At 41.3% G+C, this 23979-nt stretch carries 23 protein-coding genes, 1 riboswitch and 1 other annotated feature; of the genes, 15 read left to right on the forward strand and 8 right to left on the reverse strand.

The features are described 5' to 3' along the window. Positions 1 to 26 precede the first annotated feature (26 nt). A complete protein-coding gene (locus AC59HZ_RS29420) occupies positions 27 to 602 on the reverse strand; it encodes a TetR/AcrR family transcriptional regulator (protein WP_496549283.1) in 576 nt (191 codons plus the stop codon). Positions 603 to 776: 174 nt separating this feature from the next. Here AC59HZ_RS29420 and AC59HZ_RS29425 point away from each other — a divergent pair, with 174 nt between their 5' ends. The 5 genes from AC59HZ_RS29425 (at position 777) to AC59HZ_RS29445 (ending at position 7037) form a co-directional block, all read left to right on the forward strand. Further along, positions 777 to 2432, forward strand: a complete 1656-nt coding sequence (locus tag AC59HZ_RS29425; RefSeq protein WP_496549284.1) for an FAD-binding dehydrogenase — start codon at positions 777 to 779, stop codon at positions 2430 to 2432. A 135-nt stretch (positions 2433 to 2567) separates the two neighbouring features. Beyond that, positions 2568 to 3266: a response regulator transcription factor gene (locus tag AC59HZ_RS29430; RefSeq protein WP_496549285.1), complete on the forward strand. Its 699-nt coding sequence runs from the start codon at positions 2568 to 2570 to the stop codon at positions 3264 to 3266. Further along, positions 3266 to 4237 carry an ATP-binding protein gene (locus tag AC59HZ_RS29435; RefSeq protein ID WP_496549286.1) on the forward strand — a complete coding sequence of 324 codons (972 nt, stop codon included), beginning with the start codon at positions 3266 to 3268 and terminating at the stop codon, positions 4235 to 4237. Before AC59HZ_RS29430 ends, AC59HZ_RS29435 begins: the two co-directional genes overlap by 1 nt. Positions 4238 to 4387: 150 nt before the next feature. Next, on the forward strand, positions 4388 to 5158 hold the full coding sequence (locus AC59HZ_RS29440) for an ABC transporter ATP-binding protein (protein ID WP_496549287.1): 771 nt from the start codon (positions 4388 to 4390) through the stop codon (positions 5156 to 5158). After that, positions 5133 to 7037 carry an FtsX-like permease family protein gene (locus AC59HZ_RS29445; protein ID WP_496549288.1) on the forward strand — a complete coding sequence of 635 codons (1905 nt, stop codon included), beginning with the start codon at positions 5133 to 5135 and terminating at the stop codon, positions 7035 to 7037. The genes AC59HZ_RS29440 and AC59HZ_RS29445 overlap by 26 nt, the downstream gene beginning before the upstream one ends. A 456-nt stretch (positions 7038 to 7493) precedes the next feature. On the opposite strand, the gene AC59HZ_RS29450 is transcribed toward AC59HZ_RS29445, so the two are convergent. After that, positions 7494 to 8399 carry a nuclease-related domain-containing protein gene (locus tag AC59HZ_RS29450; RefSeq protein ID WP_496549289.1) on the reverse strand — a complete coding sequence of 302 codons (906 nt, stop codon included), beginning with the start codon at positions 8397 to 8399 and terminating at the stop codon, positions 7494 to 7496. Positions 8400 to 8557: 158 nt separating this feature from the next. Between AC59HZ_RS29450 and AC59HZ_RS29455 the strand changes: the two genes are divergently transcribed. The 3 genes from AC59HZ_RS29455 to AC59HZ_RS29465 are packed head-to-tail and all read left to right on the forward strand — an operon-like array spanning position 8558 to position 11123. Further along, positions 8558 to 9535 carry an ABC transporter ATP-binding protein gene (locus AC59HZ_RS29455; protein WP_496549290.1) on the forward strand — a complete coding sequence of 326 codons (978 nt, stop codon included), beginning with the start codon at positions 8558 to 8560 and terminating at the stop codon, positions 9533 to 9535. Continuing rightward, entirely contained in the window at positions 9532 to 10335 is an 804-nt protein-coding gene (locus tag AC59HZ_RS29460; protein ID WP_496549291.1) for an ABC transporter permease, read from the forward strand. The genes AC59HZ_RS29455 and AC59HZ_RS29460 overlap by 4 nt, the downstream gene beginning before the upstream one ends. Positions 10336 to 10340: 5 nt before the next feature. Continuing rightward, a complete protein-coding gene (locus tag AC59HZ_RS29465; protein ID WP_496549292.1) occupies positions 10341 to 11123 on the forward strand; it encodes an ABC transporter permease in 783 nt (260 codons plus the stop codon). Positions 11124 to 11170: 47 nt separating this feature from the next. On the opposite strand, the gene AC59HZ_RS29470 is transcribed toward AC59HZ_RS29465, so the two are convergent. Beyond that, positions 11171 to 11770: an undecaprenyl-diphosphatase gene (locus tag AC59HZ_RS29470; protein ID WP_496549293.1), complete on the reverse strand. Its 600-nt coding sequence runs from the start codon at positions 11768 to 11770 to the stop codon at positions 11171 to 11173. Positions 11771 to 11990: 220 nt separating this feature from the next. Here AC59HZ_RS29470 and AC59HZ_RS29475 point away from each other — a divergent pair, with 220 nt between their 5' ends. Further along, on the forward strand, positions 11991 to 12560 hold the full coding sequence (locus AC59HZ_RS29475; RefSeq protein ID WP_496549294.1) for a TetR/AcrR family transcriptional regulator: 570 nt from the start codon (positions 11991 to 11993) through the stop codon (positions 12558 to 12560). A 69-nt stretch (positions 12561 to 12629) separates the two neighbouring features. Here the strand turns inward: AC59HZ_RS29475 and AC59HZ_RS29480 are convergent, their stop codons facing one another. After that, entirely contained in the window at positions 12630 to 12896 is a 267-nt protein-coding gene (locus tag AC59HZ_RS29480) for a hypothetical protein (RefSeq protein ID WP_496549295.1), read from the reverse strand. A gap of 321 nt (positions 12897 to 13217) precedes the next feature. Beyond that, complete coding sequence (locus AC59HZ_RS29485; protein WP_430063602.1) at positions 13218 to 13469, reverse strand: alpha/beta-type small acid-soluble spore protein; 252 nt, start codon at positions 13467 to 13469, stop codon at positions 13218 to 13220. A 105-nt stretch (positions 13470 to 13574) separates the two neighbouring features. Continuing rightward, positions 13575 to 13789, forward strand: a binding site (T-box leader). Positions 13790 to 13839: 50 nt separating this feature from the next. Here AC59HZ_RS29485 and argS point away from each other — a divergent pair. From argS to AC59HZ_RS29515, 6 genes are all read left to right on the forward strand, one after another. After that, positions 13840 to 15534: an arginine--tRNA ligase gene (gene argS, locus AC59HZ_RS29490; protein ID WP_496549296.1), complete on the forward strand. Its 1695-nt coding sequence runs from the start codon at positions 13840 to 13842 to the stop codon at positions 15532 to 15534. Positions 15535 to 15604: 70 nt separating this feature from the next. Continuing rightward, positions 15605 to 16072, forward strand: a complete 468-nt coding sequence (locus AC59HZ_RS29495; protein WP_496549297.1) for a DinB family protein — start codon at positions 15605 to 15607, stop codon at positions 16070 to 16072. Positions 16073 to 16153: 81 nt separating this feature from the next. Continuing rightward, entirely contained in the window at positions 16154 to 17338 is a 1185-nt protein-coding gene (locus tag AC59HZ_RS29500; RefSeq protein WP_496549298.1) for an MFS transporter, read from the forward strand. A gap of 27 nt (positions 17339 to 17365) precedes the next feature. After that, a complete protein-coding gene (locus AC59HZ_RS29505; protein WP_496549299.1) occupies positions 17366 to 17857 on the forward strand; it encodes a methylated-DNA--[protein]-cysteine S-methyltransferase in 492 nt (163 codons plus the stop codon). Between the two features lie 191 nt (positions 17858 to 18048). After that, positions 18049 to 19872, forward strand: a complete 1824-nt coding sequence (locus tag AC59HZ_RS29510; protein ID WP_496549314.1) for an APC family permease — start codon at positions 18049 to 18051, stop codon at positions 19870 to 19872. A 57-nt stretch (positions 19873 to 19929) separates the two neighbouring features. Then, a riboswitch (guanidine-I (ykkC/yxkD leader) is annotated at positions 19930 to 20073 on the forward strand. A gap of 54 nt (positions 20074 to 20127) precedes the next feature. Further along, on the forward strand, positions 20128 to 20460 hold the full coding sequence (locus AC59HZ_RS29515) for a hypothetical protein (RefSeq protein ID WP_496549300.1): 333 nt from the start codon (positions 20128 to 20130) through the stop codon (positions 20458 to 20460). On the opposite strand, the gene uptA is transcribed toward AC59HZ_RS29515, so the two are convergent. The 3 genes from uptA to mgtE form a co-directional block, all read right to left on the reverse strand. Beyond that, positions 20457 to 21050, reverse strand: a complete 594-nt coding sequence (gene uptA, locus AC59HZ_RS29520; protein ID WP_223596312.1) for an undecaprenyl phosphate transporter UptA — start codon at positions 21048 to 21050, stop codon at positions 20457 to 20459. The two genes, AC59HZ_RS29515 and uptA, sit on opposite strands and share 4 nt — an antisense overlap. 84 nt (positions 21051 to 21134) lie before the next feature. Further along, positions 21135 to 22319, reverse strand: a complete 1185-nt coding sequence (locus tag AC59HZ_RS29525; RefSeq protein ID WP_496549301.1) for an FtsW/RodA/SpoVE family cell cycle protein — start codon at positions 22317 to 22319, stop codon at positions 21135 to 21137. A gap of 75 nt (positions 22320 to 22394) precedes the next feature. Then, positions 22395 to 23753, reverse strand: a complete 1359-nt coding sequence (gene mgtE, locus AC59HZ_RS29530) for a magnesium transporter (protein WP_496549302.1) — start codon at positions 23751 to 23753, stop codon at positions 22395 to 22397. Positions 23754 to 23979 lie beyond the last annotated feature (226 nt).

Raw genomic sequence — 23979 nt, forward strand, 5'->3', positions numbered from 1 at the left:
TCTTTCAAAGTAACATATGTGTCAATTTATCTCTTTATGAACATTCCGTGGCAAATCATTTCTTTAATGGAACGAACCCAAACAGAATGGGGGATATTAAAACGATTTGGAATAGCGACAGATTGAAAAATATATCCCAAAATGAGCGCTTCCGGTATGGACGGATTTAGTTTCTTTTCTTCCTTCCCAAGCTTAAGGAAGTTCTGTAAACATTGATACATTTCTAAATGAAGCTTGTCTAATTGTTCCTTATTTTCTTTCACTTGTTTGTTAACCATAACTGGAATCTGCTGGCCTATCTTAATCATTTTTTGAATGTCTGAATAACTGAAAATAAGATTTAAAAGAAAGTCAAACTGCGCCTCAAACCCATCTAGTAATTCTATTCCCTTTAACTTGGTAAGAAAATGTTCCATTTCATATAGCATAAAGTCGGTAATTAACTCTTCTCTATTTTCATAGTACTTATAAAGTGCTCCCCGTGATACGTCTAAATCATCAGCAAGAAGACTAAATGTAAATCCCTCATAGCCATGCTTGAGAAGCAGCTTTTCTGTTGCTTGAAATAAATCATCTTTAGAAAATTTGCGTTCACGTGCCATTTTTTCACCTCTAGCCTATTATAAACAATGAAGGAAACAATGGAAAATAACATTTTCTAAATGTGTATATTGACTGTTAATAGATTCCAAATTTATACTAGCATTGAAATATAAATATCTGAAAATTATGTATTATTGGTAAACTGAAGAATGAATGGCAGGGGGGATAATATCATGGATTTTGATGTAATAGTAGTAGGAGCAGGAATAGCTGGTTTAGTAGCAACGGCAGAAATTGCCGATGCAGGTAAAAAAGTGTTGCTTTTAGACCAAGAATCAGAAGCCTCATTGGGGGGACAAGCGTGGTGGTCTTTTGGCGGCTTATTCTTGGTTGATACGCCAGAGCAGCGCCGGATGGGAATAAAAGATTCCAAAGAATTGGCATGGCAGGACTGGTTAGGAACGGCTGGTTTCGACCGGGAAAATGACGAGGATTACTGGGCGCTAAAATGGGCAGAGGCATATGTGGATTTTGCTTCAGGGGAGAAACGATCCTGGCTTTACGACATGGGAGTGCGTTTTTTTCCTGTGGTAGGATGGGCAGAACGTGGCGGATATCTTGCAGATGGACATGGCAATTCAGTCCCACGGTTCCATGTTGTCTGGGGAACAGGCCCCGGCATTGTTGCTCCATTTGAACGAAGGGTTAGGGAACACATGAAAAATGGATTGGTGGAATTCCGCCCTCGTCATCGTGTTGATGGTCTTATTAATAGTAATGGGGCAATTGTTGGTGTGAGTGGCTCTGTTCTTGCTCCGAGCTCCGCTGCCCGCGGAGAGGATAGCAACAGAGACGTTATAGGAGGTTTTGAATATCGTGCACAATCGGTGTTAGTCTCGAGTGGCGGGATAGGCGGAAACCACGATCTTGTTCGTAAAAATTGGCCGAGTCGATTGGGAGAGCCCCCAAAACATATGATTTCTGGCGTACCGGCACACGTGGATGGCCGGATGCTCTCTATTACCGAAGAGGCAGGGGGAAGAATTGTCAATCGGGATCGCATGTGGCACTATACGGAGGGAATCCAAAATTGGAATCCAGTCTGGACCAATCATGGTATTCGAATTCTCCCAGGGCCATCCTCCATTTGGCTGGATGCTCGCGGCCGGCGCTTCTCTGCACCTAATTTCCCAGGCTTCGATACATTGGGTACACTCGATGCCATTCAAAAGACAGGTTACGATTATTCCTGGTTTATTTTGACACAAAAAATTATTGAAAAAGAATTCGCCCTCTCCGGATCAGAGCAAAATCCGGATATAACCGGAAAAAGTATTCGCAAAGTATTGGGAAGAGCTTTACCTGGTGCCCCTGGCCCGGTAAAAGCTTTTATGGACAAGGGCGAGGATTTTATTATTGCGGATAATTTGGCCGATTTGGTAACTGGTATGAATAAACTAACAGGTGATAATCTGTTGGAACTGGCAGAGATCGAGCGGCAAATAAAGGCGCGAGATCGTGAATTGGAAAATACATTTACAAAAGATCTCCAAATAACGGCCATCCGTGGTGCGCGTAATTATCTCGGGGATAAATTAATTCGTGTCGCCACACCTCATAAAATTCTGGATCCAAAGAACGGACCTTTGATTGCGGTCCGCCTGCATATCTTAAGTCGAAAAACATTAGGCGGACTACAAACCGATTTATCCGGAAGGGTCCTAAATGCTGCGGGAGAATCCATCCCGGGATTGTATGCTGCTGGGGAAGCATCAGGCTTTGGCGGTGGCGGAGTACATGGTTACCGTTCCCTGGAAGGTACCTTCGTAGGCGGCTGCTTGTTTTCAGGAAGAGTAGCCGGCCGGGCGATTGCTAAAGAATTGGGATAAAAAAATTAAAACAACTCTTTGGTTGGGTTGTCCAAGGCTTACATCTCTCATTGACATGGGAGATGTTTTGTTGTTTCCATTGTTTCCCTTATATTTGTTACAATCATGAGTATGATAGGCAAAAGGAGAATGAGGATGTTTAAGATTTTTATAATTGAAGATGACAAACAACTGGTCAGCTTGTTGAAAGAGCACTTACATAAATTTGGGTATGAAACAAAATCTGTCGATGATTTTGCAGGTGTCCGTACCCAATTTGAACAATATGATCCACATCTCGTTTTATTGGATGTCAACCTGCCAAAGTTTGATGGCTACTATTGGTGCCGGCAAATCCGCAGTATCTCCACGTGCCCGATTCTGTTTATATCGGCTCGTGAAGGAAAAATGGACCAAGTGATGGCTCTTGAAAATGGGGCGGATGATTATATCACGAAGCCTTTTGACTATGAAATCGTCACCGCCAAAATTAATAGCCAGCTCAGACGGGCATATGGTACCTATGCTAGTTCACAAAATGGACGGACCACCACTGTTGCAGGGCTGACGCTTGATGTTGAACGAATGAGACTTACTTTAGGCGGACAAGAAATTGAGCTAAGCCATACGGAGGCAAAAATTTTGGATGAATTGATGAAAAGGGCAGAGCGGGTGGTCAGCCGTGACCGGCTGTTAGAAAAAATCTGGGACGACCAGGCATTTGTTGATGATAATACTTTAAATGTATATATTACGCGGGTGAGGAAAAAGTTGACTTCTCTAGAGATTACGGAAGCACTTCAAACGATTCGCGGCCAGGGATATCGGCTTCTTCCGAACTGGGAGGATAGATAATGAGGCTTTTTTTCCGCGAGCAAATTCTTCTGATTATTTTTTATCTTCTTCAATTATTGACCATATCGTTCATTTATTGGCTGGATGGGTATCGAAATTTGAAGATAAGTTTATATGCTGCTTTCCTTAGTGGCTGCCTATTGGCAGGGTATCTCTTCATTCGCTACATGACGAATCGCTCCTTTTATCAGCGGTTGGAAAAACCGCTCACATCAATGGAGGACTTTACGGTTAATCTGCAGCCATCGCCCCTGGCTGAAGGCTTACAGCAGCTTCTAAAAAGCCAATTCCTCCATTATAAAACAGATTTACATAGTTATAAGTACAAACTCGAAGGTCATATCCAGTTTATTAATCAATGGGTTCATCAAATGAAGACACCATTGTCCGTTATCCATTTAATGATTCAGGATGAGGATGACCCACGCTTTACAGCAATTGGCGATGAACTCGATCGTCTAAAAAAAGGGCTCGAGATGGTTCTTTATACTGCCCGCCTTGATACATTCGAAAGGGATTTTTATGTTGAGACCCTTGATTTGCAAACGGTTGTCCGAACGGTCACCTCAAGCCAAAAACGATTATTTATCCGAAGCCGGGTCTTCCCATCCTTTCAATTTGAAGAGAGCTTAAGCGTGGCTACTGACGAGAAATGGCTTTCCTTTGTGTTGACACAACTGATAACAAATGCGGTTCGTTATACAGTCGAAGAGGGACGGAAAATTTATTTCCATGGGTATCGCCGTGGAATGGATGTAGTTCTAGAAGTTCGGGATGAGGGAGTGGGGATCCCGTCAAGTGATTTACCACGTATCTTTGACCCCTATTTCACAGGCCAAAATGGCCGCAACTTCCAAGAATCAACGGGAATGGGCCTCTACCTCGTTAAACAAATATGCGAAAAACTAGGCCATCGCATCGAAATAGAATCCACCGTAAAAAAAGGGACAATAGTGCGTATCATAATATAGGTGTCAGGCACCATTTGTGGACATTTGTCTCCCTGTGGTAGACAGTTGTTGTTTTCTTACTAATGTGTAAGGTAACTGTAAGTTAGGGAAATGGGAGAGGGGCGGGTTTCTCGCTACAATAGGGTTATCAATGAAACAGGGAGTGAGATCATGTCCATCTTGGAAGTGAGACATTTAGAAAAGATATATGAGGGGAAAGTTGCCCATAAGGCTTTAGATAATATCAATTTTTCGATTGAAAAAGGGGAATTTGTTGGGATTATGGGTCCTTCAGGGAGCGGGAAAACGACTCTCTTAAACTTAATTGCAACGATTGACCGGCCGACAGCGGGTGAAATATTTATCAACCGGAAAAATCCGCATGTGCTGAATCGAAAAGAAACCGCGCTATTCAGAAGACATGAGCTTGGTTTTGTTTTTCAGCATTTTAACCTGCTGGATACATTAACGGTGGAGGAAAACATTGTCCTGCCTCTAACCCTTGATGGCGTAAGCGTAAGAGAGATGGATAAAAAACTGCAATATGTGACGAAAAAACTAGGGATTGATTCCATTTTAAAAAAGAGAACCTATGAAATCTCCGGAGGGCAAATGCAGCGAACCGCAATTGCGCGCTCCATCATTCACAGCCCATCCCTCATTTTGGCCGATGAACCCACGGGGAATCTAGATTCCAAAGCCTCTAAGGATGTCATGGAGACATTTACAGCTATTAATAAAGAGGAAAAAGCAACAGCTTTAATGGTAACGCACGATCCGTTTGCTGCCAGTTATTGTCACCGCGTCATTTTTATTAAGGACGGAAAGCTCTATAACGAAATCTACCGCGGTGAGAACCGCCAAGCCTTTTTCCAAAAAATTATGGATATGCTTGCATTGTTAGGAGGGGAAAGCCGTGACCTTTCCGCAGTTCGTTTATAGAAATGTCGTCCGTAATAAACGCACCTATGCCGCTTATTTTTTAAGCAGTGCCTTTTCCGTATTGATTTTCTTTGTATACGCGCTTTTCATCTTCCATCCGGATATTAAACAGGGAGTGACGAAAACTGCGGCCATTCAATTAATGACAGCTGCGGAAGTGATTATGTATGTTTTTTCCTTCCTCTTTGTTCTCTATTCTGTCAGCACGTTTCTCAAATCACGGAAACGGGAATTCGGTATTCTCATGATGCATGGGATGACAAGGAACCAATTGAATCTTATGGTGTTTTTAGAAAATATGCTGATTGGTATTGGTGCCATTGTGGTTGGAATTGGTCTGGGGTTAATCACTGGAAAACTATTTTTAATGATTGGGGCGAAGATGATTGGCATCGGTCCGCTGCGATTCTATTTTTCTGAAAAAGCATTGATGCTGACAACCTGTGCCTTTATTATTCTCTTTTTCTGTATTTCGTTATTCACAACGGTACTTGTGAGAGTAAACAAATTAATCGATTTATTCCAAGCGGGAGAGAAGCCTAAAACAGAGCCAAAGGTATCACCGTTCCTATCATTGCTCTCAGCCGTATTGCTTATTGCCAGTTATTATTTGGCTGCCACTACTACACTGCAGACATTAATTATCCGGATGTTTCCGGTAATTGGAATGACCATTGTCGGAACGTATTTCTTTTACACCCAGCTATCCGTGTTCATTACAAAATTACTACAGAAAAACCGCGGACTGTTTTGGAGAAAAACAAATATGATCACGATTTCCTCTCTTCGGTATCGCTTGAAAGATAATGCCAGGATGTTTTTTATGGTGACCATCGTGTCGACCGTAGCTTTTTGTGCCGTTGGGACACTTGCTTCTATGAATGTGATGAATAGGCAAGTGAAACAGGACTATCCGGCAGAAATCAGTTATCTAGCTAATGATGACCAACCCGTTCACCAGCAGAATTTAGTGCAAATTGAGACGGAGCTAAAGGAAAGAAAGCTAGAATATACATCCCATCAAGTTCCGATAAAATATATTGCGGTTGCATTGTCAACCGATCGATTTACACCAAAGGAAATACCAGTTGTTTCCTTCTCTGATTATAAGAAAATAATGACTTCGGCTGGAAGTGTTGTTACGGAAAAGCCGCTTGCAGGAAAAGAAGTGCTAGGAATGCGGACGGGATCCTTTAGTAACCCGGAAGAAGTGACGTATACATTAAAACAAGATCATATTAAGCTTCGTCAAAGCAAGATGTCCAAATATGTTGTTCTTCCGATGCAGTTAATTTTTTCTGAGGGTCTTGTTATTAGTGATGAACTTTTTGAAAAAGTAACTCCGGAAAAGACTAAAATATATACTGGCTTTTACACTAATGACCTTGATAAAACATCCGGCATTGGTGATAATCTCGTCGAGCATGGCATGAAGTTTTATTCTGATAAAGTCCCTTACTCGATGACAGTCAGCGGGACTATTTATGAAAATCAAATGAGTATGTATAAGATGATGCTATTCGTTGCGTTACTGATTGGGGCTGTCTTCTTTATTGCGGCAGGAAGTTTCCTATATTTCCGCTTGTATGCGGATTTGGATTACGACAGACGCCATTATTTAACGATTACGAAGGTTGGCTTAACGGATCAGGAGCTGAACAAAATTGTAACTCGTCAGCTCTCACTGCTTTTCTTTGTTCCTATTTTAATAGCATTCATGCATAGTGTCTTTGCCTTCATGGCCCTGCAAAGCCTTTTTTCCTTATCGATTGCAAGGGAAATTGTCGTTGTCCTAGCAAGTTTCTTAATCGCGCAATTCATTTATTTCTTCTTAATTCGTTTCCGTTATTTACGAAATTTAAAGAAAACCTTGGTTTAGCAAAAACACCGTTCAGATTTCCTGAACGGTGTTTTTGTATTCATTTAATCAAAATTTATAGGTGTGATTTCATGTGGTTTGTCCGGTTGGGGATGAAGGATAAAATCGAGTGAGAAAACGAGAGAAATGTCTTTCATGAAGGGGATGAAGGACAAAACCCAGTAAGAAACAGAGGAAAATGTCTTTCATGAAGGGGATGAAGGACAAAACCCAGTAAGAAACAGAGGAAAATGTCTTTCATGAAGGGGATGAAGGACAAAACCCAGTAAGAAACAGAGGAAAATGTCTTTCATGAAGGGGATGAAGGACAAAACCCAGTAAGAAACAGAGGAAAATGTCTTTCATGAAGGGGATGAAGGACAAAGCCCAGTAAGAAACAGAGGAAAATGTCTTTCATGAAGCGGACGAAGGACAAATCTCAGTAAGAAATCATGTAATTTGTCCTTCATTCATTTTTTACTCAAAAAAAGACCATTGATGGACTCCTACAATTTTAAAGTTCTTATCTAAAATCCTATTTATCCTCTTTTTAGAATTCACCACTGCACACCAATCATAAACCAAATTAGTCGTAATTTTCATCCCCGGAAAAAGAAGCCTCAACTCCTCCACACACCTCAATACCGCAGCTTCAACCATCTCTTCGTGACCACAATCACCACACACACACTTCTGACCACGAACAATAATCGAAAAGGAATTGCACAATTCACAAGTAACACCCTTTCGCATCTGATTATAATGATAAGGTGGCAGCCTTGGATATGGGGGTTCTTCAATATGTAGAGAAATTAATTTGTCAGCTAGCTTCTCATGTTTGCCATTCAATTTTGATGGCGTCATATCCAATTTTCTCATATAGCTATTAACCTTTGTTGGTAAAATAATGGACTCGTGTCGAGGGGCTTGGTATAAGGTAAACTCGGGATTGATATGCACCACCCATGGCTCAATCGGCATATAAACACCAAAATCTTGGAGTAGTTGGCGGAGTAGGGATGAACATCGTTTCAGCTGGATCAGTGGATCCTTTCGTTCAGAGCCATTAAGAGAATAAAACTTTTCGTTTTCATAGTAATATTCACCCTCAAAATTTTTCACTTCGTTCATGAAAATCTTTGGCTGTGCAATAATCATTGAATCAATTTGGAACTTGGTATCGTTGACCTTAAGCAGCAGCCCGTTTAAAATCAAACATTCGCACTTAAGCTTTTCCGACAATGAATTGAATTTCACCTCGCCTTCATAGCCTTTTTTAAGGCTTAAATATTTTTGCTTAGCATCCATAGGTAAGTCCATTCTCGTGTTTAAAATCCCAAGAATAATTAATTCAGCAGGTTTCGTAAGAGGTTTTTTAATCATATGCCACATCCTTTCACAAACATTTTATAAAAAGGTAACAGCACAGATTGTCCAAAAATATGAATGTTTTATAACGATTTAGAAAATTCTTGACACGAGCAAGAGTCAAATGTTATTATTTTCCTCCGTGACAAAAATACAAGGGGGCGAAACCAAAGTTGATCCATTTAAAAGGCATAAGCAAGTCTTATAAAATCGCTAAGCGCCAAACGGGACTCAGGCAGGCGGCAAAAGCCCTTTTCCATCGGGAACACACCGTTGTCGAGGCACTTAAAGACGTCTCATTCACCATAAACCCAGGTGAAATCGTCGGCTATATCGGTCCAAATGGGGCAGGCAAATCAACAACCATCAAAATCATGAGCGGGATATTGGTGCCTGACACCGGGACCTGCACGATAATGGGGTACACTCCTTGGAAGGATAGAACCAAGTATGTAAAAAATATTGGCGTCGTCTTCGGTCAGCGATCACAGCTGTGGTGGGACGTCCCGGTAATAGACTCTTTTGAACTCCTTAAAGATATTTATAAAGTTCCGCAGCAAGAATATAAAACTACCACAGACCTGCTGATCGAAACGCTTGAACTGCAAGAAATCATTCATTCACCCGTCCGTCAATTAAGCCTTGGGCAGCGGATGCGCTGTGAAATTGCGGCTTCCCTCATTCACAATCCAAACATCCTATTTTTAGACGAACCGACCATAGGGCTGGATGCTGTTTCGAAAATTGCCGTCCGCCAATTCATAAAAACAATTAATCAAGAAAAAGGAGTAACCGTGATCCTCACCACCCACGATATGAATGACATTGAGGCGCTTGCAGAAAGGGTAATTCTAATCGGAAAAGGGACCCTTTTGTACGACGGCCAATTAGAAGAATTAAGAAAGAGGTTTGGCACCCAAAAAACTATCACAGCGGAATATAAACAAAGGGCAAATCCGATTCAAATACCTGGAGCATCAGTCCTTTCATGGTCACAGGAGCGCGCTGTATTAAGTGTAGACACAGCCCACTTTAAGACATCGGATATAATTACCCAATTAACCACCCAAGTGGACCTTCTAGATGTCACAATCGAAACACAGCCTATTGAAGATATCATCGTGCAGCTTTATAAGGAGTATCAAATATGAACGTATATCTATCCGTGTTGAAGCTTCGTCTCCTTAATGGCATGCAGTACCGAGCGGCTGCACTCGCCGGTGTGGCCACCCAATTTTTCTGGGGCTTCATTTCCATTATGGTATTTCAAGCATTTTACGAAAACGCCGCTGCTACTCAGCCGATTTCCTTAAAAGAACTAATCACTTACATATGGCTGCAGCAGGCATTTCTGGTTTTCGTTACAGTATGGTTTCGCGATGGTGAGCTGTTTGATTTAATCACAAGCGGCAATATCGCTTACGAGCTTTGCCGGCCATGTGAGCTATATGGCTTTTGGTTTGCCAAACTGTTGGCGCAGCGATTATCAAGCGCCATACTGCGTTGTTTCCCAATCTTAATCGTTTCTTTCTTTTTGCCCAAGCCCTACAACATGACATTTCCACCGAGTTTAACTACTTTTCTATTATTCCTAAGCGCCCTAATGCTAGGGTTACTGCTTTTAGTAGCCATCTCTATGTTCTTGTACATATCCGTTTTTGTAACCATGTCCCCTATGGGGTCGCTGTTGATCTTTGGTATCCTTGGTGAATTTTTTGCTGGTTTAATTATTCCAGTTCCGTTAATGCCATCGTGGCTGCAGAATATAGCTATTGTGCTTCCATTTCGCTGGACGGCAGATTTTCCGTTTAGAGTTTACTCGGGGCATATTCCGCAAAAAGAAGCCCTCATCGGCATCGTCATTCAACTGGTGTATTTGCTAGTCCTTGTTTGGCTGGGGAGAGTCTCCATGAATCGTGTTTTACGAAAAGTCGTTGTCCAAGGAGGGTGACCAATATGAAATTATATTTCAAGTACCTTCAAATTCTCTTTAAATCACAAATGCAATACCGCACATCCTTTTGGCTGCTCACGCTCGGCCAGTTTTTTATTCCTTTTGCCGTGTTTGCGGGGCTTTACCTCTTATTTGAACGGTTTGGGCAAATAAAAGGCTGGCAGTTTTTTGAGGTGGCGCTTTGCTTCGCTGTCATTCATATGTCCTTCAGTTTGAGTGAGTGCTTTGCCCGAGGGTATGATATGTTTTCGAGCTTTGTTGTCAGAGGGGATTTTGACCGGATTCTAGTAAGGCCGAGAAGTACGTTTATCCAAGTGCTCGGATCAAAATTTGAGTTTACGAAAGCAGGGCGGCTGCTTCAAAGTTCCCTTGTGTTAATCTGGGCCTTGAGCAATCTTTCAATTGATTGGACCCCAATTAAAGCTATTACCCTTGTGCTAATGGTCGCAAGCGGTGTTTTTATTTTTACCGGAATCTATATGCTGGCAGCTACCATGTGTTTTTGGACCGTACAGAGCCTTGAAGTGGCGAATATATTTACCGATGGCGGCCGGGAAATGGCCCAATACCCATTAAACATCTACCAAAAATGGGTGACACGCTTTTTTACCTTTGTGATTCCTTTTGGAACCGTCAACTATTTGCCGTTACTCTATATTCTTGGAAAAAATAACGGCGATGGCCTTCTGTATATATTCACACCAGTGCTAGGCAGCTTGTTTTTTCTTCCATGCTTGCTCGTCTGGCAAATTGGTGTAAGACACTATCGTTCAACCGGATCGTAATTTCAAGGGGAAAGGAAAAACCCACAGGCAAAACCATAACCGTGGGTTTAAAGACTTTTGGACTTATCCTTAATAGGTAAAAAGCGCTTTTCGATATCCTCATAAAACACTAAAAATCGGTCTATGATGTAAAGCCTTGGCATGACCCGGTGTACCAAAAGTGCAGATATTATTCCTAAAAGGGCGCCAGCAGCCACATCGACAGGGTAATGAACGCCAACCCAGATACGGGATACACCAACACAGAATGGGATGACAAGCCATAACAACCAGCCTTTTTTGCGAACAATCCAAAATGAGATAAAAATGGAAAAAAATAAGATGGTATGGTCACTGGGGAATGAATTATCAACAGTATGTTCCACTAACTTATTGACATGTGGCAGTACAGCAAAGGGCTGGTGATGCGAATAAAACTGGCCCGCAGCTTTTCCCATGATTTCAGCAAGTGTACAGGCAATAAGTGATTGGATTACCATCCTTCGATTTTTGGTCGTTCTTGAAAACCAAAATAGGACAATGGTTAAACATAAAAAATACAACATATATTCTGCCACAAAAATCACCACAGGGTTTAAGGCAGAAAATTGTGAGCCCAAATCATTGGTCGATCGAAAGACGTCAATATTTATTTTGGAAAATGACATAACAATCCTCCTTTTTTCTTGATGCATTTATTGTATAAAGTGCCGAAGTCCTGCAGCCATGGATTAAGATTACACTTACTTACAAACTTGTAAGTCTTGTAAACATGGCGAAGGGGGCATGTTTTTTTGTTTCCATTTGAATCCCAAAACGAGCTATGATATAGTGAAATTATATTGTTGACCGGAAAACTAAAATAGTCAAAAAGGTGGAGGTTCGAAAATGGCACTTGATCGGAGAAAAATGATTGTCGAAGCAGCAACGAAATCTTTTTCGTTGTTCGGTTATAAAGCCACGACCATGGACCAAGTCGCAAAGCTCGCGAATGTTGGGAAGGGAACCATTTATACGTTTTTTAAAAATAAAGAAGAGTTGTTTGAAGAGATTATTTCTTCATTAGTGAAGGAGATGATTGCGGAGGCGGAGCTTGTAATTCAACCGGATGTGCCGTTTACGGAAAATGTCCACCTGGCCCTCTATCGACTCTTAGAATTTCGCTCCCAGCACCAGCTGATGATTAAGCTTGTTCAAGAAGAGAAGGAAATGGGCACCTTAGCTGTTTCGGAAAAGCTCCAGCATGTCGAAAAGGAAATAATCGCTTATCTCAAAGGGAAAATTGATGCTGCGATAACGAAGGGAGCGATTCCGGCAGCTGACACCGAAATCACAAGCTTTCTACTTTTAAAAATGTATATCGCGCTTGTTTCAGACTGGGAAAGGAACCATGAACCGTTAAGCTCAGAACAAATCGCCGATGTGATGAAGGTTTTTTTATTAAAAGGACTATCGTGAATTTTGAAAAAATAACTAAATAGGGAAGGCCACAAAAAAAAGACTTGTGCAAGCACACAAGTCTTTTTTTTAATTATAAAAATTCCGTGAGGACACCGCAAATTGTGGTTCTTCTTTACTTTTAATCGTATATTCTTCCATTAAACTTATAAACGTACCGAAAAGGTAATTCACCACTGCGCCTAATAGGATGCCAAATCCAAGCGCAGTAAAGAAAAACGAGTTGAAACCGCTTCCAAATTGTCCGAGCAATATAAGAATAATTCCTAATCCGCTGCCAAAGATGGCAATCTTTTTGAAGGTAAATAAGCTTTTTAAATGTTTGATTTGCATCACGATCCACTCCCCTTTACTGAATATTCTACCAATTGTCACAGAATTGTCAAACTTTTTGTCACAAAATCGTCAAACTTTTTCGAAACTCTCTATTGCAATAAAACGAGGCCAGTGATAATGGCCTAGTATTTTCTTATTTTTTGCTCTTTTAAACTGTCTGTTGATTTCCGCTTCAGGCACTCGCTTTCCGCGGGCGGTCCGGGGAGCCTCCTCGGCGCTTTAGCGCCTGCGGGGTCTCCCCTGCCCCGTCTTCCCGCAGGAGTCTCGTGCCTTACGCTCCAATCAACAGAGTGCAAAATTAGAAATGTTCTTTAACTTAGCCTATTTTTTTGCTAAATTCTGTTGTGCCATTTTCACAAGTTCTCGAACCATGCTGCCGCCGAGCCTTCCGCCGACTTTTCCAGCCTGCTCAGAGGTGAGCTGGCCGTTATAGCCTTTTTGAAGCGGGACGCCAACCTCTTCTGCGGCTTCAAATTTTGCATTTTCAGGACTGCTGGCATGTGCGACCTTCGCTTTTAACTCATCTAATCCTCTTCTTGCTTCTGGAACAAGAATTTTATTTCTTCTGGCCATAAAAATCCCTCCTTATCCCTTATGATTTCCATAGTGAAAAAAATAATCAGCGGCCTATGGATAAATCCTAATTTATCCAGTATAATAACTGATAATTAATTTTGGATAAATTCTATGAAAAAGAGAGTAGTTATCTAGGAAGTGATAGCGAGTCAGGGGCGGTGGGAGCCTGATACGGAGCAGATAATGAAGCGCACTTTTGAGATGCTTGCCTGAAACTGTGTAGGGCACGCCGGAGAATTCTCCGTTACAAAAGATAAGCTGGTTCTGAACGAACAATTAGAGTGGTACCGCGGGATATTCAAACTCTCGTCTCTTTTTATAAGAGGCGGGAGTTTTTTGTATTTGTAGAAAAAAGGAGGTCAAAAAGATGAATTTTAAGAAGGAACTGGCTGAAATACTTTTTGAGGTGCTGGAGGGGGCAATAGCGCTCCAAGACCTTGAACTGCTGATTGAGAAACCGAAAAACCAAGTGCATGGCGATTTGGCTTTTCCAGCTTTTAGCCTCGCAAAATTAAAACGTAAATCACCAAATGTGATCGCACAAGAACTCAGTGAAAAGATCCAATCACCGATCTTTGAAAAAGTAGAAGTGGTCGGTGCTTATCTGAATTTATTTTTAAACAAAAAACTTGTTTCAGAAAAAGTCGTCAATAAAATCATTAACGAAAGAGACCAATTCGGTGCACAAAACATTGGCGAAGGAGGTAATGTCACGATCGACATGTCGTCTCCTAATATCGCCAAGCCATTTTCAATGGGTCATCTCCGTTCCACGGTTATAGGGAATGCCCTCGCTCACATTGTAGAAAAATGCGGCTATAAGCCGATTAAAATTAACCATCTCGGTGACTGGGGAACGCAGTTTGGCAAATTGATTACTGCCTATAAGCTATGGGGAGACGAAAAGAAGGTCAAACAAAACCCAATCAAAGAACTTTTGGCGCTTTATATCAAGTTCCATGAGGAAGCTGAATCCAACCCATCGCTTGAAGACGACGGACGCGCCTGGTTTAAAAAGCTAGAAGATGGCAATGAAGAAGCATTAACACTATGGCAATGGTTCCGCGATGAGTCATTAAAAGAGTTTTCAAAAATTTATCAGTTAATGAACGTTGAGTTTGATTCCTACGCAGGAGAAGCTTTTTATAATGATAAAATGGACCGGGTTGTCCAATTGCTTGAGGAGAAGCAATTACTGGTGGAATCCGACCAGGCACAGGTCGTTGAACTCTTAGAAGAAGAGCTGCCGCCTTGCCTGATTAAAAAATCTGACGGCGCCACGCTTTATGCGACCCGTGATTTAGCTGCCGCCATCTACCGTAAAGAGAATTATCAATTTGCCAAATCCTTTTACGTGGTGGGACATGAGCAAAGTCTTCACTTTAAACAGTTAATCTCTGTGTTAAAGAAGATGGGCTATGACTGGGCGGAAAAAATGGTCCATGTTCCGTTTGGCATGATGCTGAAGGACGGCAAGAAAATGTCCACCCGTAAAGGCAAGGTTGTTTTACTAGAAGAAGTGTTAAATGAATCGATTGCAATGGCCCGACATAATATCGAGGAGAAAAATCCAAACCTTTCTAACAAGGATGAAGTAGCGAAACAGGTGGGCGTAGGGGCCGTTATTTTCCATGATTTAAAAAATAACCGTATGAACGATATTGAATTTTCGTTGGAGGAAATGCTGCGCTTTGAAGGGGAAACAGGACCATACGTCCAGTACACCTATGCCCGTGCCTGTTCGATCTTACGAAAAGGAAAGTGGGAGGCGATTGCCATTGACCATGCCTACAATACTTCATGGGAAAAAGAATGGAAGGTTATCAGCCTGTTAATGGAATTCTCTAATGCCATTAAACGTGCAAGTGAGAACTTCGATCCTTCGCAGGTGGCGAAATATGTGGTAGATCTGGCACAAGCCTTCAACAAATACTATGCGGAGGTAAAGGTGCTAGAAGAAAGTGAAGAGCAAGAAGCACGTTTAGCACTTGTTTATTCGGTAACAGTTGTCCTTAAAGAATGCTTGAGATTATTAGGCCTTCAAGCCCCTGAGGAAATGTAAATTCATTTTACTTCAAAATTGGTTGATTATGGTATAAAATAGTGATGAAAACGTTAGGGGGGCTAAATAGGTGAGTGAATTACTTTTTAAAAGCTTTGAATTCGCAAGGAACTATTTTTTAAAAAATGTTGATGCTTTTGATGAGTCCATTGTGGATGTTCAGCCGGCAGGCTTTAACAACACAATCCACTGGCATGTGGGCCATGTGTTAACGGTGGCGGAACAATTCTTATTTGGCTTTCCAAAAAAATCAACCAACTTACCGGCAAATTATATGGAACTGTTTGCAACTGGCACAAAACCGGCTGATTGGAATGGTGATGTTCCATCCGTAAAAGAATTATCAGTACAGTTAAAAGCGCAAATCCAAAGAGTGAAAGAAATTCCTGCTGAGAGTTTTAATGAAAAGCTGAAAACACCTTTTCTCGGGTTAGAAACCTTCGGGGAAGTCGCACATTTTGGAATCTTCCACGAGGCGGCTCATTTAGGGCAAATTCAAGCGATGAAACGCGTGATTGAATCAGCTCAAGCAAAATAACAAATAATAAATGAAAGTTCGTTTCTGCCCAAATTGGTAGAAACGATTTTTCATTTTCAAGAGAGGAGGTACTTTAAGTGTATGGCTAAACAACAGATGAAAGAAAGACCAAAGGAAAGGATATGGACAAGAGATTTTGTTCTGATTGTATTGGCGAATTTTTTTGTTTTTATTGGATTTCAAATGACCCTTCCGACTATTCCCTTATTCGTTGAGGAATTAGGTGGGAACGATCAATTAATTGGGATTGTTGTAGGCATCTTTACCTTCTCAGCCTTGCTGCTGCGCCCCTATGCAGGAAAAACGCTGGAGACACGGGGAAGAGGTTTTATATTCTTAAGTGGATTAGCCATTTTTGTTATTTCAGTGGGCTCCTTTGGGTTCATGGCGAGCATTCCCTTCTTATTTATGATGCGGGTAGTACAAGGAGTGGGCTGGGGATTTTCCACTACAGCATCCGGAACCATCGCGACCGATTTAATTCCTGCTGCCAGAAGGGGCGAGGGAATGGGCTATTATGGACTTTCGGGGAATTTAGCCTTGGCTTTTGGTCCATCGCTGGGGCTTGCCCTGACTAGCATCATCTCTTTTAAGCAATTATTTCTTATTTGCGCGGGTTTAGGTTTGGTGGCTTTGCTGCTGTCCTCAAAAATCCGCTATAAAAAGGTGGAACGAGTCCAGGAACCAGCAAGGCAGAGTCTTTATGAAAAAAGTGCTTTAAAGCCTTCTATGCTAATGTTCTTTCTAACTGTAACATTTGGCGGGATTGCTACTTTTCTTCCGTTATACACAGCTGACAAACATATTGAAGGACTACAATGGTACTTCTTGCTTTATGCAGCTGCCTTAATGGTCACGCGAACCTTTTCAGGACAGCTGTATGATCGGAAAGGTCATCAAGCAGTCTATATACCGGGCACATTATTAATCATGCTGGCTATGGTCCTGCTCGCCTGGCTGCCAAATAGCCTTGTCTTATATATAGCAGCCATTCTGTATGGCCTTGGCTTTGGAACTGTGCAGCCAGCCCTGCAGGCATGGTCGATTGAAAAAACGCCTCTTAATCGCCGTGGAATGGCCAATGCCACCTTCTTTTCTTTTTTTGACTTAGGCATCGGTTTCGGGGCGATTGTATTCGGACAAATCGGGCACCTGCTTGGATACAGCAGTATTTACAAAGCCGCGGCGCTATCGGTTTTTATTTCGATGCTGCTTTATTTCTATTTTATTTATAAAGAGCGTCAAAGTCTTGCCCAGCAAGGATAAATTGTTTCAAGATTAGGAGAGGTTTTTATGAGAATTGGGTTTGCCGCTTATCAGGCCCCCTTTGGAAAAATAAGAGTCATTGCAGATGAAACAGGTATAAAACGAGTTGAGCTATTTGAAGAAGATTGGGAAAAGTTTTTAGCAGAACATCCAGACGTTCAAGAAGATATGGAGCTTTGCGGAGAAGCCATTCGTCAATTAGATGAATACTTCAGCGGCAAGCGAAAAGAGTTTGATTTGCCGCTTTCAGCAGAAGGAACCGATTTTCGGAAGAAGGTTTGGAGTGCCCTTCAAACAATTCCTTACGGTGAAGTGAGAAGCTATGCGGATGTGGCTGAAATGATTGGCAATCCAAAAGCAGTCAGAGCGGTCGGCCAGGCAAATCGGAATAATCAAATACCCATTATTATTCCTTGCCACCGTGTGATAGGGAAAAGTGGAAATTTGGTTGGGTATGCCGGAAGTCATACACCGATTCAAAAAATGCTCCTAGACGCTGAAGTCAACCCCACGAAATAAGCAGCTATTTTGGATAGAACAGGAGTGCATCGAGAATCTCTCGTCTCCATGTTGTTTATGCCTCATAATCGAGGGAGTTTCGTAAAGAATAACGATAAGAGCCTTTGTCAAAAATAAAACACTTCAAATAATCCCATATCATGTGATAAAATCAATCGGTAATTCTACTTCAAAAACGGTGGGTGAAACACTTGCTCTCTTCTGTTAAGAGATTATTAATCGGACGGCCGCTAAAATCAACGGCTTTAGGCGAACAAAAATTAAATATTTTAAAGGCGTTGGCGATCTTGTCTTCGGATGCCTTATCCTCTGTGGCATACGGTACGGAACAAATCCTTATTGTATTGGCAACGATAAGTGTGATTGCTTTTTGGTATTCGATTCCCATTGCAGTAGGGATATTGGTTCTCTTAGCAGCTTTAATTTTATCTTATCGGCAAATCATTTATTCTTATCCGCACGGCGGTGGCGCCTATGTTGTTTCAAAGGAGAATATCGGTGAGAAAGCTGGATTAATCGCAGGAGGATCTCTATTAGTTGATTACATATTGACAGTGGCCGTTAGTGTTTCAGCTGGTACAGATGCGATTACCTCCGCATTTCCATCTTTACATACACACACTGTATCTATTGCCTGTGTGTTAGTTTTTTTAATTACGATTTTGAATCTCCGCGGGCTTACAGAGTCAGCTACGATACTGGCCTATCCGGTTTATTTATTTGTTGTTGCTCTGTTTATTTTGATAGGAGTGGGGATTTTTAAGATCTTCACTGGCCAAGTATCGGCGACACATCATGTAGCCATTGGGGCTCCTGTTCAGGGAATAACGTTATTTTTGCTCCTGCGAGCGTTTGCTTCAGGATGCTCGGCATTAACGGGGGTTGAGGCTATTTCAAATGCGATACCCAATTTTAAAAACCCGGCACCAAAAAATGCAGCAAAAACGCTCATTTTAATGGGGTCACTCCTTGCTCTTTTATTTTCGGGGATTACTTTCCTCGCTTATTACTACGGAATTGCACCAAAAGCAGAGGAAACGGTTGTTTCACAAATCGCTAAAGAAACCTTCGGACGGAATTATCTTTACTTTTTTATCCAAGGAACGACCGCGCTTATTTTGGTGCTGGCGGCTAATACCGGGTATTCTGCATTTCCATTATTGGCATTCAGCCTTGCGAAGGATAAATATATGCCTAGGATGTTTACCATCAGGGGTGACCGGCTTGGCTATTCGAACGGGATTGTTTCCTTAGGTATCGCTTCAATACTGCTTATCATTGCATTTAAAGGGAAGACAGAGCACTTAATCCCTCTTTATGCGGTTGGGGTATTTATTCCGTTTACCTTGTCTCAAACAGGGATGATTATTAAGTGGCTTCGAGAAAAGCCGGCAGGATGGGTAGCAAAGCTTACTGCCAATTTAATAGGAGCCCTTATTACCTTAACGGTTTTAATTATCTTCTTTGTCACAAAATTAGGCCAAGTATGGTTTGTGTTTATTTTCCTGCCTTTAATTGTGATTGCATTCCTAAGAGTTAAAGTGCATTATGAAGCGGTTGGCGAACAATTAAGAATTGATCCAGAAAAGCCAGCACTTCAAATCGACGGAAATGTGATTATTGTTCCGGTTGCAGGAATCACCAAGGTAGTAGAAAACTCGATTAATTATGCCAAATCATTAACGGATCAAATTTTTGCGGTATATGTATCGTTTGACCGTGAGGATGAAAAACGCTTTGAGGAAAAATGGGAGAAATGGCAGCCTGATGTCCGGCTCGTCACTTTGCATTCCCATTACCGCAGTGTTCTTCAGCCACTTTCGAAATTTATTGATACTGTCGAACATAAAGCAAGCGAGAACAATTACCGGGTTACCGTGTTGATTCCGCAATTTATTACGAAGAAAAGCTGGCATAATATCCTGCACAATCAATCCAGCTTTTTAATTCGGGCGTATCTGATTTTTAAAAAGAAAGTTATTGTATCGACATTGCCATTTCATTTTAAAAAGTAAAAACTGGGAATGCCGCTTAGAGCTTTTTGTGATAGAATGGTTTTATTAATTAAATATAAAAAAGTTTTCTAGGGTTCCGTGGCTTATTAAGGTCAGTCTGGTCCGAGAGAAAACGCACACTAACTTTGAGAATCGTCTAGCTGCAGCGCCAAGGCGCTTCCGCTTTTGAGTGTGACACGGAAGGATAAAAGCCTGGGAGAATTATCGATGAACGATATTTCTTCTAGGCTTTTTATTATGAGGAGGGGGATCATTATGGATTTTTTAGTTGAAAATAAATGGGCCATATTAGTCAGTCTCGAGGTGCTTGCGTGGTCATCGACCTTTTTTCTGTTATATGCCCGATATGGATTAAAATCGGATTTCTGGTTTAAGATCGCAACTTTCTTGGTGATCATAACAGGAGTAATCCCCCAAGTGTTAATGGGAATTATAAACTTTATCTCGACGGGTAAATTAGACTTATTTACTTTGATCATTGTCCTGCTCATTATTTACGGACTAACGATCGGTAAGCAGCATGTGAAAAAGCTGGATGCCTGGGCTCAAAGGAAATTTTCTAAAAACGAAGAAAACCACCGCGCTTAGTCGGTGGTTTTCTTTGTTTTTTTGATTAAAAAGTAAATGGCTCCAATCACAAGCGCGGCAATAATAAATGGCACGACAAATGGATGGGCTTTTTCTTTAATATGGGACCAGTTGCTGCCCAAGGTTTGCCCTAAATAAAGGAACAGGATGGTCCACGGAAGGACTGCTGCCACGGTATAGAGAGTAAATTTAGCAGCTGACATTTTGGCAATACCGGCTGGAATGGAGATGGCGTGTCGGACGACTGGAATAAATCGTGCCGAAAAAATAACACCTGCACCGTATTTATTAAACCAATTTTCAGCAATATCAATATGACTCTTTTTAATTAGAACATATTTTCCGTATTTCTCTAAAAACGGTCTGCCTCCATAATATCCGGCCCAATATAAAAATAATTGAGCAATCGTGCCGCCGATCGTACCGGCAATGACGGCACCAGGAAAACCGAGATGACCTTGAGAAATCATATAACCCCCATAGCCTAAAACAATCTCACTTGGGATAATCTCTATCATCAATCCTAAGGCAATGCCGAAATAGCCTAATTGCGATAAGAACTCCAAAATAGAGTTAATATAGTGTGCCATAGTTCACCTTCACTTAAGTAAATATATGTTTTCAACATGATTTATTTTATAACAGTTTATCTAATAATGAAATATTTATGGCTTTTATGAACTCAATGATTTATCAGAAGAGAACATATAGGTTCGATGGTGATAGCGGATGCTGTACACCAGACCCATGGCAAACATGTTGCCCATCAGCGAGCTGCCGCCATAGCTGATGAACGGCAAAGGAATCCCGGTTATCGGAAGTACCTGAATCGTCATGCCAACATTTTGAAAGACATGGAAGGTTAATACACTAATAATTCCCGTACAGACATATGTATTAAATGGATCGGTAGTCTCTAAGGAAGTCTTAATTAAGTGGTAGATAAGCATAAAGAAAAGGCCGATAACAATACTGCCGCCGATAAACCCATACTCCTCGCCGATGACGGCAAAGATAAAATCGGTATGGGCCTCAGGAATATAAACCTCGCGTTGGCTAAAACCCTTTCCGGAAATGAGACCAGAACCAATGGCACTTAATGATTTTAATAAGTGGTAGCTAGAACTGGTAGAATGATTATTCGGATCAAGCCAAGCATAAATCCGGTTGAACTGATAAGTTTGCACATGAAGGTATTTTTCAAGAAATTCAGGCTTTTGCAAAACGAGATAAAAAATTAGGCCTGCAAGGGAGGCGCCAAAGCTGTATATCGGTAAAATGAGTTTCCAGGTGATCCCGGAAACTAAAATCAGCCCTGTTAGTATGGAGAGAATAACGAGTCCTGTCCCCAGGTCAGGCTGCAGCATAATTAATCCTAGCGGAACTGCCGTGGTAATCACCAATTTACATAGTAAAAGAAAATCCATTTTCAGTGATTTCTCCAAATGCTTTTCTTGATGGGTGGTAATGACACGGCTAAGCGCTAAAATTAAAAAGGTTTTAACAAATTCGGAAGGCTGAATTGAGCCTATTTTTGGAATGATGAACCAGCTTTTTGCCCCATTTCGATGGGGAGCAATGGACTCTGGGGCCAGATAAACAGCAAGCAGCAATAAAAGACCCAATCCATATAAATACCAGGAGAGCCGCTTATATTGATAGTCTTCGATAAAGATGGATACTAAGACAATTCCTGCTCCAACTGCATACCAGAAAATTTGTTTGATTAAAAAATTTTCATCGTATTGGGCAGAGGTTTGTGCACTATAGATAGCCGCACAACTTATCAGGAAAAAAAGAAACAATAATAATGTTAACGTCCAATCAAATCGGTCTGATTTTTTTACGTATCTTTCCATTCGCCACACCCTTAAGGAAATATATTACATTCCTATAACATATATAACGATTATGGGGATGAAAGGTTTCATTTTTCACATTAAATGCTTTAAAAACATTGTAGCGATCCCAAAATAGGTGAGGAGCGAAAAAATATCATTTAAGGTCGTGATGAGCGGCCCTGAGGCAACAGCCGGGTCAATTTTAAAACGATACAAAATGAGCGGGATGATGGTGCCCGCAAGTGTCCCGATAATCAAGGTGAAAAATAGCGAGCATCCGACCACTGCTCCTAGAATAAGATTCCCTTGCCAAATATAAGCAATAATCGAAATCAGGACGGCACAGGTGATCCCAATCGTGATACCCACCCCAAGCTCACGGATGACCAAGCGGGCAACCACTCCTTTATCGATATCATAAGAGATGAGACCTCTTACGACCACTGCGAGGGATTGTGTACCGGTGTTCCCGGTCATGCCGGCAATCATCGGCATAAAAAAGGCGAGTGCCACAACCTGCTTTAGGGTATCCTCAAAACTGCTGATGATCCTTCCTGAAATAAGACCGATAAATAAAAGAAGAATAAGCCATGGCAGCCTTCTGGCTGCGGCTACGAATGTTTTAGTTTCAAAGTCAATCGATTTCCCCGTTGCCGATAATTTTTCAATGTCTTCATTGGCCTCTTTGATGACAACATCGATAATATCATCGACGGTGACAATCCCAACAAGGACATTTTCCTCATCGACTACAGGAACTGCTAAGAAGTCATAACGCTCGGCTGTTTGTGCAACTTTTTCCTGATCGGTCATTACTGATACAGAAATCACCCGCTCGTACATGATGGCTTCGATTTTTTCCTCCAGCCCAGCTAACAGTAAGTCCCGGTAAGATACGACACCGACCAGTTTTCGGTCCTCATCGGTGACATATAGATAATTCATCGATTCAGCAAACTCTGCAAAGCTTTTAAACTTATCGACTGCTTCCCGAACTGTATAATAGCTGCGAATCCAGATAAAACGGTTCGTCATGATTCTCCCCGCAGTTTCCGGAGGATACTTCATGATATCCTTAACAGCTTCGTACTCCGCTCTGTTCATCCCCGATAAAAGGGAATCCTTTTTCTCGGGAGACAAATCATGCAACAATAAAGCCAAGTCATCATTGTCCATTAAATCAAGGACTTTACTGGATTTCTCAATGCCGAGCTTATTCAACAAATCGAGCTGCTCTGTCGTCTCAAGCTCCTCCATGAGGTCGACAAGGAAGTCAAATTTTAAAAAGACCAGAAAGCGGCCTTTATGCTTCTCCGGTAAATCCTCATAGATTTTCGCAATATCGTAGGGCTGAAGCTCATCTAAAATCGCCTCAAAATCACCTTTTTTATTATCTTTTAACGTCTTAATTACATATAAACTTAACTCATCCTGTGACATATCTTTAATCATGCTGTTTAACCTCACTTTTAAAACCAATAATAACTTATACATAGTATATGTATTTTTTCGGGTGTCAGGCACCAATAATAAAATTGCCATGATGTAAACAGTGTTAATCAAAAATATTTTTTGTAAAAGAATTGAAATAAGCTATTTGGCCTATTATTTGATAAAATGAGGAAGTATGGAAAAGAGTGATTGGAAGTTTATTGGGAATGGGAAGTTAATATAAATA

It is taken from the genome of Neobacillus sp. DZ-9 (assembly GCF_059587065.1).

What these genes read in the sequence shown, in the direction of transcription:
- AC59HZ_RS29450 (WP_496549289.1), bottom strand. Translation starts at nt 8,399, where the DNA reads ATGATTAAAAAACCTCTTACGAAACCTGCTGAATTAATTATTCTTGGG.
- uptA (WP_223596312.1), bottom strand. Translation starts at nt 21,050, where the DNA reads ATGGCACACTATATTAACTCTATTTTGGAGTTCTTATCGCAATTAGGC.
- AC59HZ_RS29435 (WP_496549286.1), top strand. Translation starts at nt 3,266, where the DNA reads ATGAGGCTTTTTTTCCGCGAGCAAATTCTTCTGATTATTTTTTATCTT.
- AC59HZ_RS29420 (WP_496549283.1), bottom strand. Translation starts at nt 602, where the DNA reads ATGGCACGTGAACGCAAATTTTCTAAAGATGATTTATTTCAAGCAACA.
- AC59HZ_RS29505 (WP_496549299.1), top strand. Translation starts at nt 17,366, where the DNA reads ATGAGAATTGGGTTTGCCGCTTATCAGGCCCCCTTTGGAAAAATAAGA.
- AC59HZ_RS29485 (WP_430063602.1), bottom strand. Translation starts at nt 13,469, where the DNA reads ATGGCCAGAAGAAATAAAATTCTTGTTCCAGAAGCAAGAAGAGGATTA.
- argS (WP_496549296.1), top strand. Translation starts at nt 13,840, where the DNA reads ATGAATTTTAAGAAGGAACTGGCTGAAATACTTTTTGAGGTGCTGGAG.
- AC59HZ_RS29425 (WP_496549284.1), top strand. Translation starts at nt 777, where the DNA reads ATGGATTTTGATGTAATAGTAGTAGGAGCAGGAATAGCTGGTTTAGTA.
- AC59HZ_RS29515 (WP_496549300.1), top strand. Translation starts at nt 20,128, where the DNA reads ATGGATTTTTTAGTTGAAAATAAATGGGCCATATTAGTCAGTCTCGAG.
- AC59HZ_RS29525 (WP_496549301.1), bottom strand. Translation starts at nt 22,319, where the DNA reads ATGGAAAGATACGTAAAAAAATCAGACCGATTTGATTGGACGTTAACA.
- AC59HZ_RS29470 (WP_496549293.1), bottom strand. Translation starts at nt 11,770, where the DNA reads ATGTCATTTTCCAAAATAAATATTGACGTCTTTCGATCGACCAATGAT.
- AC59HZ_RS29465 (WP_496549292.1), top strand. Translation starts at nt 10,341, where the DNA reads ATGAAATTATATTTCAAGTACCTTCAAATTCTCTTTAAATCACAAATG.
- AC59HZ_RS29500 (WP_496549298.1), top strand. Translation starts at nt 16,154, where the DNA reads ATGGCTAAACAACAGATGAAAGAAAGACCAAAGGAAAGGATATGGACA.
- AC59HZ_RS29460 (WP_496549291.1), top strand. Translation starts at nt 9,532, where the DNA reads ATGAACGTATATCTATCCGTGTTGAAGCTTCGTCTCCTTAATGGCATG.
- AC59HZ_RS29430 (WP_496549285.1), top strand. Translation starts at nt 2,568, where the DNA reads ATGTTTAAGATTTTTATAATTGAAGATGACAAACAACTGGTCAGCTTG.
- AC59HZ_RS29475 (WP_496549294.1), top strand. Translation starts at nt 11,991, where the DNA reads ATGGCACTTGATCGGAGAAAAATGATTGTCGAAGCAGCAACGAAATCT.
- AC59HZ_RS29440 (WP_496549287.1), top strand. Translation starts at nt 4,388, where the DNA reads ATGTCCATCTTGGAAGTGAGACATTTAGAAAAGATATATGAGGGGAAA.
- mgtE (WP_496549302.1), bottom strand. Translation starts at nt 23,753, where the DNA reads ATGATTAAAGATATGTCACAGGATGAGTTAAGTTTATATGTAATTAAG.